Consider the following 2,655-nt stretch of genomic DNA (forward strand, 5'->3'; position numbering starts at 1 on the left):
AGGTACATTTTTCTTTCAGTATGAAAAGGGAGAAGCGAGTGGAAATTATGTCTTTGAAAATGATTTAATTCTCGTTGCTTTGCAGTGTACACTCAAACAGGAAGCGTTCTATACGGTGAGTTTTCGGTATAGAAAAAAGGATGGGAAAATAGTCGATTGGATAGAAGGATAATATGTAAAATATATATAGATAAACCAGGATTTCCTATTGTAAATTGAATTGATTTTTTAGAAGAAATGGATAAATATAATGATTAAAAGTTTAAATTTTCTCAAAAAAGAGAAAGGTAGAAAGAATATGATATATTCATGCTATCCAATCATTATTTTTAGGGAGAATAGGGAAATGACAAACAACAATCAAATAGGTGAAAATAAGGAACAAACTATTTTTGATCATAAAGGAAATACGATTATGACAGAAGATAGAGAAATACACATTATTTCAAAATTCGAAGAACCTCTTATTGTCGTATTAGCAAATGTACTAAGTGATGAAGAGTGTGATGAATTAATTGAAATGTCTAAAAATAAAATGAAACGTTCTAAAGTTGGTTCAGCACGTGATGTAAATGATATTCGAACAAGTAGCGGTGCATTTTTGGAAGACAATGAACTTACTTCAAAGATTGAAAAACGAATTTCATCTATCATGAATGTTCCTGCGTCGCATGGTGAAGGATTGCACATTTTAAATTATGAAGTGGATCAACAATATAAAGCACACTATGATTATTTTGCGGAACATAGTAGATCAGCTGCTAACAATCGTATTAGTACGCTTGTAATGTATTTAAATGATGTAGAAGAAGGCGGAGAAACGTACTTCCCAAAATTAAATCTTTCTGTACACCCTAGAAAGGGAATGGCAGTATACTTTGAGTATTTTTATCAAGATCAATCATTAAACGAGCTTACGTTACACGGAGGGGCACCTGTAACGAAAGGCGAGAAATGGATTGCAACGCAGTGGGTGAGAAGAGGCACTTATAAGTAAAAGCGAGTGTTACGTTTTGTTCTTCATAGTATAAGAACAAAACGTTTTTTTATTAAACAAAGTAGCATCTTTCGTTATAATAACAATTAATAAATGACGATTGAGAGGACAAGAAATGAAATCTATATACATAACCGGCTACATGGGAGCAGGGAAAACAACAATTGGAAAAGCGTTAAGTACAGAACTTCAAATGGATGTTGTAGATACTGATCAAAAAATCGAAGAGAAGCAAGAGAAGGCAATTCGAAAAATTTTTGCCGAAGAAGGCGAAATGGCTTTTCGGGAATATGAAAGCGAAATGTTACGTGCGCTACCAGTCCATAATGTTATTATTACAACTGGTGGGGGAATTATTGAACGAGCGGAAAATCGCAAGTGGATGAAAGAGAACGGAACTGTCGTGTATTTATATTGTGATCCGCATGTAATTGCAGAAAGGCTTCGTGAAGATACGACACGTCCACTATTTCAAAAGAAAGATATAGATGCATTCGTAAAGAAATTTGAATCACGCCGAGCTTATTATGAAGAGGCTCATATTCATATCGATACGACAAATAAGTCTGTAAAGCAAATTATGAATGAATTAAAGGAAAAGATTAATGTATAAAAAAGTGGACATACTAATCAAGTAGAGGTGATGATAATATGTCTACTAATGATTATGTTCGCTTTGTGACGCAGCAGTTTGTGTCGTATATGGATGCTCCAAAAGAAGATCGAAAACAAAAGAAAGAACAACGCCGTGCTGAAAAAGAGCCATTTATGAATAAGTGGTTTGGTGTTATGCCGCTGAGTGCTGCTTTGTTTTACCGAAATGTAAAAAGTAAAAGAAAAAAATCAAGTTAAATTTTAGTCATATGTTTAACAAACCAAAAATCCCCTAGTGTCGTATTACACTAGGGGATTTTTATTTACTGCACGGATTCTTGTTCTTCCGTAACGGCATGTATTTTATTATTTACCCAAACAAATCCAATTCCGATACAAATGGAAATGCCCCATCCAACAGCGGTCATAATCGCTCTCATTTCACCATAGCCATCTACACCGAAAACAGAGATGAAATAAATTTTTAAGAAGCTTTTTAATATGAATTGTAGACCGAAAAATAGCGTTAAATATTGTAGTGCTGGATAAATACGACTATCACGATAAAGCTCACGACTTTTATCACGGTCATGGCCTTGCAGTGCGGCAATATCCGCAGCGAAATATAACATAAGTGGTTTCTTTATAAAAATTGTACATATGACGATAATACCGAGTACGATGTGATAATATGCATCATTCCACAACATTCGTTCAGCTGACCCAGATAATAAATCTACCGTTGTATTAGAAATGAGTGTAATTAAAATAAAGAACCCTGTCACGTTAAACTGTTTTTCTTTTTTAAAGGTATACAGTGTATAAATAATCCCCGGAACAGAGGAAAGTAACATCGCGTAATAAGGATCGATATAAGGTTTTGCAAATTTCCAAATGAGGAATGGGATTACGAGATAAAAGACAAGATCTAATATAGCTTTTTTATTTTGATTCATACAAAGCCTCCTTAAGTCATACATATATTTTATAATATAATTTCTGAAAATTGTATAAGGTTTAATGGGAAAAGAAAAAATATATCAATTTTCGAGGGGAGAGTAGAT

The 2,655-nt window shown here is 33.5% G+C and carries 5 protein-coding genes; 4 read left to right on the forward strand and 1 reads right to left on the reverse strand.

The window, feature by feature from the left end:
• The 4 genes from comGG to ABWK52_RS22090 form a co-directional block, all read left to right on the forward strand.
• The coding region (comGG, locus tag ABWK52_RS22075) for a competence type IV pilus minor pilin ComGG (RefSeq protein WP_353772133.1) at positions 1-172 on the forward strand (172 nt) is incomplete at its 5' end.
• Between the two features lie 174 nt (positions 173-346).
• Positions 347-997 carry a 2OG-Fe(II) oxygenase gene (locus ABWK52_RS22080; RefSeq protein WP_000183862.1) on the forward strand — a complete coding sequence of 217 codons (651 nt, stop codon included), beginning with the start codon at positions 347-349 and terminating at the stop codon, positions 995-997.
• A 115-nt stretch (positions 998-1,112) separates the two neighbouring features.
• Positions 1,113-1,610 (forward strand): shikimate kinase, encoded by a 498-nt coding sequence (locus ABWK52_RS22085; RefSeq protein ID WP_098541553.1) that lies wholly within the window; start codon positions 1,113-1,115, stop codon positions 1,608-1,610.
• Positions 1,611-1,648: 38 nt separating this feature from the next.
• On the forward strand, positions 1,649-1,849 hold the full coding sequence (locus ABWK52_RS22090) for a YqzE family protein (RefSeq protein ID WP_000106083.1): 201 nt from the start codon (positions 1,649-1,651) through the stop codon (positions 1,847-1,849).
• A 65-nt stretch (positions 1,850-1,914) separates the two neighbouring features.
• Here ABWK52_RS22090 and ABWK52_RS22095 read toward each other — a convergent pair whose 3' ends face one another.
• The gene (locus tag ABWK52_RS22095; protein ID WP_001073111.1) at positions 1,915-2,547 is read right to left on the reverse strand and encodes a VC0807 family protein; all 633 of its coding nucleotides are present in this window, start codon (positions 2,545-2,547) and stop codon (positions 1,915-1,917) included.
• Positions 2,548-2,655: the final 108 nt, after the last annotated feature.

Origin of the sequence: Bacillus sp. AP50 (genome assembly GCF_040492675.1) — a bacterium.
In the GTDB taxonomy this organism is placed as follows: Bacteria; Bacillota; Bacilli; order Bacillales; family Bacillaceae_G; genus Bacillus_A; species Bacillus_A cereus.

Bases quoted from the DNA above. Each gene is read 5' to 3' on its own strand.
- ABWK52_RS22080 (WP_000183862.1), top strand. From the start codon at position 347: ATGACAAACAACAATCAAATAGGTGAAAATAAGGAACAAACTATTTTT.
- ABWK52_RS22085 (WP_098541553.1), top strand. From the start codon at position 1,113: ATGAAATCTATATACATAACCGGCTACATGGGAGCAGGGAAAACAACA.
- ABWK52_RS22090 (WP_000106083.1), top strand. From the start codon at position 1,649: ATGTCTACTAATGATTATGTTCGCTTTGTGACGCAGCAGTTTGTGTCG.
- ABWK52_RS22095 (WP_001073111.1), bottom strand. From the start codon at position 2,547: ATGAATCAAAATAAAAAAGCTATATTAGATCTTGTCTTTTATCTCGTA.